Origin of the sequence: Vibrio sp. 10N.239.312.C11 (assembly GCF_041466065.1) — a bacterium.
GTDB classification, from domain to species: domain Bacteria; phylum Pseudomonadota; class Gammaproteobacteria; order Enterobacterales; family Vibrionaceae; genus Vibrio; species Vibrio tasmaniensis_A.
The window spans coordinates 1-3811 of record NZ_JBFSRZ010000110.1 but is presented as its reverse complement, the minus strand read 5'-3'; the positions used below and the strand labels follow the sequence as shown (position 1 = coordinate 3811).

General features: G+C 38.7%; 3 protein-coding genes. All 3 read right to left on the bottom strand.

The window, feature by feature from the left end; all coding sequences use genetic code 11:
• Positions 1-290: 290 nt before the first annotated feature.
• From AB6D07_RS22670 to AB6D07_RS22660, 3 genes are read right to left on the bottom strand one after another with little or no spacing between them, the layout of a single operon-like run.
• Positions 291-893: a response regulator transcription factor gene (locus tag AB6D07_RS22670; protein ID WP_017104058.1), complete on the bottom strand. Its 603-nt coding sequence runs from the start codon at positions 891-893 to the stop codon at positions 291-293.
• On the bottom strand, positions 883-2106 hold the full coding sequence (locus AB6D07_RS22665; protein ID WP_017104057.1) for an EAL domain-containing protein: 1224 nt from the start codon (positions 2104-2106) through the stop codon (positions 883-885). Before AB6D07_RS22665 ends, AB6D07_RS22670 begins: the two co-directional genes overlap by 11 nt.
• A complete protein-coding gene (locus tag AB6D07_RS22660; protein ID WP_372095975.1) occupies positions 2060-3742 on the bottom strand; it encodes an ATP-binding protein in 1683 nt (560 codons plus the stop codon). Before AB6D07_RS22660 ends, AB6D07_RS22665 begins: the two co-directional genes overlap by 47 nt.
• Positions 3743-3811 lie beyond the last annotated feature (69 nt).

Genomic DNA, 3811 nt, shown 5'->3' with positions numbered 1-3811 from the left:
GATCAGATCGTAGGTTCTTGATTTAGTTCCATTGAATTACGCAACAAAGCCAGTTAGCAACACCATATAGATAAGCAGCAGATGAGCCTTTCATAACTGATCTGCTTGTTTTTGTTCGGTATTCGGTATTCGGTATTCGGTATTCGGTATTCGGTATTCGGTATTCGGTATTCGGTAAGTTTATTGCTTCTTCCGCCAGCATTCCTAATAATATAAGGTTCTATTTTTCATCCATAAAATAGTTTTTTATGGATGAAAATTTACTGATTCCTTTTCAATAAAACTCTCATTTAGCATTCACCTGCTTTGATCAGTTCTACAATACTAGTGACTTTATATTTATCTAAAATTCTCCGTTTATAAGTACTGACTGTTTTAGCACTTAATGACAATACATCTGCTATATATTTGTTTGATTTCCCTTGAACTAAGTAATTGAAAACTACTGTCTCCCTTTTCGAAAGCTCTGCCTTACCAGCACTCTGATTATTATTTCTAAATTTGAAAATTGAATATCCTTTCACAATACTATCAATTGCATCAGCAATTAAGTGAATGTTTTCAGACTTACACAGGTAGCCATCGGCCCCCATTTTAAATGCAGTGTTGATGTGAATGGCATTATCACTCGATGAGATAAACAACACCTTCCCCGTATAACCATGAGTTTTTGCTCTTCTTAAAAAGTCGAAGCCATCGGAGTCACCTAAGTTCACATCTAAAATTAGCAAGTTAATGGGATTATTCTTTAATATTTTATGAGCAGAACTCCCATTATGAACACTGGTTACTGCCTGAACATAACCAATACTTCCTAACAGTATCTCAATGGCCACACAAACTAAAGGATGGTCATCTACAACCAAGCAGTTCACTAATCCTCTATGTATCATAGCTTTTCTTCCTTATTACTGCACTTAAAGGTTCTATTTCTTCCACTGGAACGGGCTTACCGGTTAAGTATCCTTGGCAAATATCCACACCAAACTGGTGAATAAGATTCCAGGTTTTTGGATCTTCTATACCTTCGGCTACTGTTTGAATATTCAGCTTTTTTGCTAGGTTAGCGGTCGCTTCAATAATGGTTTTTTTTGTTTCGTCATTGATACAATCAGTGACAAAACCTCTATCAATCTTCATCTCCGTAAAAGGTAAATGGGCCAGTTTGATGAGCGATGAATAGCCCGTGCCAAAGTCATCTATAGACACCCCAACTCTGTTTAACCGCAACCTAGCTAAGTTTTTGAGTATGTTAATGCTGTCGTGATAGACATCTGTTTCAGTTAGCTCAATGACTAAGCTTGCAGGGTCTACATTGAATTGCTGACACGAGTCGAGTAAATGAGCTGAGAAGTCATTACTATCTATATTGGCTTGCCCGACGTTGATGGATACCGAACAAGTAATATGACCTAAAGAAATATCCGTGAGCACATTAGATAACACGGCATCAAACAATTCTTTATCCATTCCAAATTTTGCTATTTGCGAAAGAAAAACATGAGGCAAAATTAAACCTTTTTCTGGATGATTCCAGCGAACTAAAGCTTCGACACCGACAAGTTTGCTACTATTGAAGTCAACTTGAGGTTGATAATGATTAATCAGCTGCCCTTCACTGATTGCCTCTTGCAGTTCCAATTTACTGGGTGAATACAGCTCTGTCACTGCCCCTTGCTTTGGTCGACTGCTGACAAAGTCACGGAGTAGTTTGTTCAAGTCATTAGTTTGACAAGGCTTACTTAGCTCTTGAACAAAACCAAATTTCAATTTGTGGCAAAGGTAACCAACAGTATTTAAAATCGAAGCATCAACCGCACTTAAAATAACTATCCCGCCGGCATATCCAATACTATTTAATTCAACAAGTAGTTCGACGCCATCAATATCCGGCATATTAAGGTCAACAAATACCAAGTCGTATTTATTACACTTACCAAGTCGAAGCGCTTCTTTACCTGTTAAACAACTGTCAACATCAGTCATTCCTCTATCACGTAAGAGCCAATCCAGAACATGAAGTTGCAATGGCTGATCATCGACTATAAGTATATTTATGTTATCCATTTGTTTTACACCACGCTTTAACTCTATTGATTTCAGCATTCATTTGGCGCTTTAACTCTCTCCTAAGAGTCTCGACTTCTGAAGTAGTCGCTATCTCTAATTCACCAGCACGCTTCCCTAATGCCTCTATTCCAACAGCAAAACAGCCACCTTTAATTCGATGGGCTATTGTGCGTACCTTTTTCTCTGATTCAGCAAGAGTCAGTGCCTCAAGATCTTCTTCCATTGAAGTCTTAAAAATATTGGCGATAGTGAGCGCTTTCTGTGTGGGAAACGCGCCAAGCCACTGAGCTTCTTGCTGTGACTCATTAGTTTTTTTATTTTCAATCTTTTGCACGTGGCTTAAAGGCTGGTAAAGCTCCTCAATACCATAAGGTTTATGAAGCAGGAGATCGAAAGAATTCTGTCCATGTTTCTTTTCTGTTAATCTAGGATCTTCAGCCGTGCAGCCGATAACGAATAGATCAGCTAACTTCTCATTTGGTCGGATAATAAATGCCAGTTCATAACCGTTAAGTATTGGCATATGACAATCTGTAATCAGTACATCAAAGTTACTTTCAGGCAGAGTCAATAACTCGTATGCTTCTTGCCCATTAACACAAACCACTGGTGTGATCCCCATTTCTTTCAGCTGCATTTGTATCAAATGACGATTAAGTGCGTTATCTTCTGCAACCAAAACTTGTAAATCAAGTACCGCGAACTCTTGATGAACGGTGCTTTGAGCATCTTGTTTAACGCTCCGATTTGTATCTAATTGGCTATTAACTACTTCAGTAATAGGTAATGTCACCTCGATTGATGTACCTCGGTTAAGCGCACTGTCAATGATGATTTTTCCTCCCATATTTTTTACTAGTTGATCGACAATACTTAAACCCAGTCCTGTTCCTCCGTAACTGCGTTCAATTGAATTATCGGCTTGTGTGAATGGTTTAAATGCATCATTGAGTTGAGATACAGACATACCGATTCCTGTGTCTTTTACGCTTAAGTACAGTGTGTTACTGGAAATATAACTGTGGACGTTGATGCTTCCAGACTTAGTAAACTTAATAGCATTGGAGAGTAAATTATTGACGATTTGAGTGAACCTCACACCATCAACCATGATGATATCTGAATCATTCGGTTTAATATTGACAATAAATTTCAGGCCTTTTTCCTGTGCACGAGATTCAAATGGGTTAGTCGTTTCATTCACCAGTTTTAAGAAACTCTGCTCTGTAGGCTCGATTGAAAGCTCATTGGCATTAAGCTTTGAGAAATCCAATATTTCATCCACTAATCGATTCAAATGCACACAGGATTGCTGAGCCAATGGGGTGATAAGCGCGATTTTCTCGTCTTGGTTATGGCGCTCAATCATTTCTAACGAACTGCTTAAGGCTGCTATTGGGGTCCTTAGCTCATGGCTCATTGTCGCGAGAAATTGCTCACGCATTTTGGTTGCAAGCTCTGATGCTTTTGTTGCCTCAATCAATTGCTCTTCATACAGCTTTTGCTCTGTCACATCATTAAGAATAGAAAGCACGTAACCTTTACCACTGACTGGAGAATTCAGTTTTTTTCTCGTTCTTTCAAACTGTTCGATTCCGATTAAACAATTCTGTGCTTGGCAGTTATCTGTTATTGGCGCACTACTTTCTATGACTTTCTGAGAAGCACACACTGCGTGATTATCATGATGTCAACGCCAGTTTAAAATTGACCCACTTATCGGCGTTATCGCCGAAGTAAA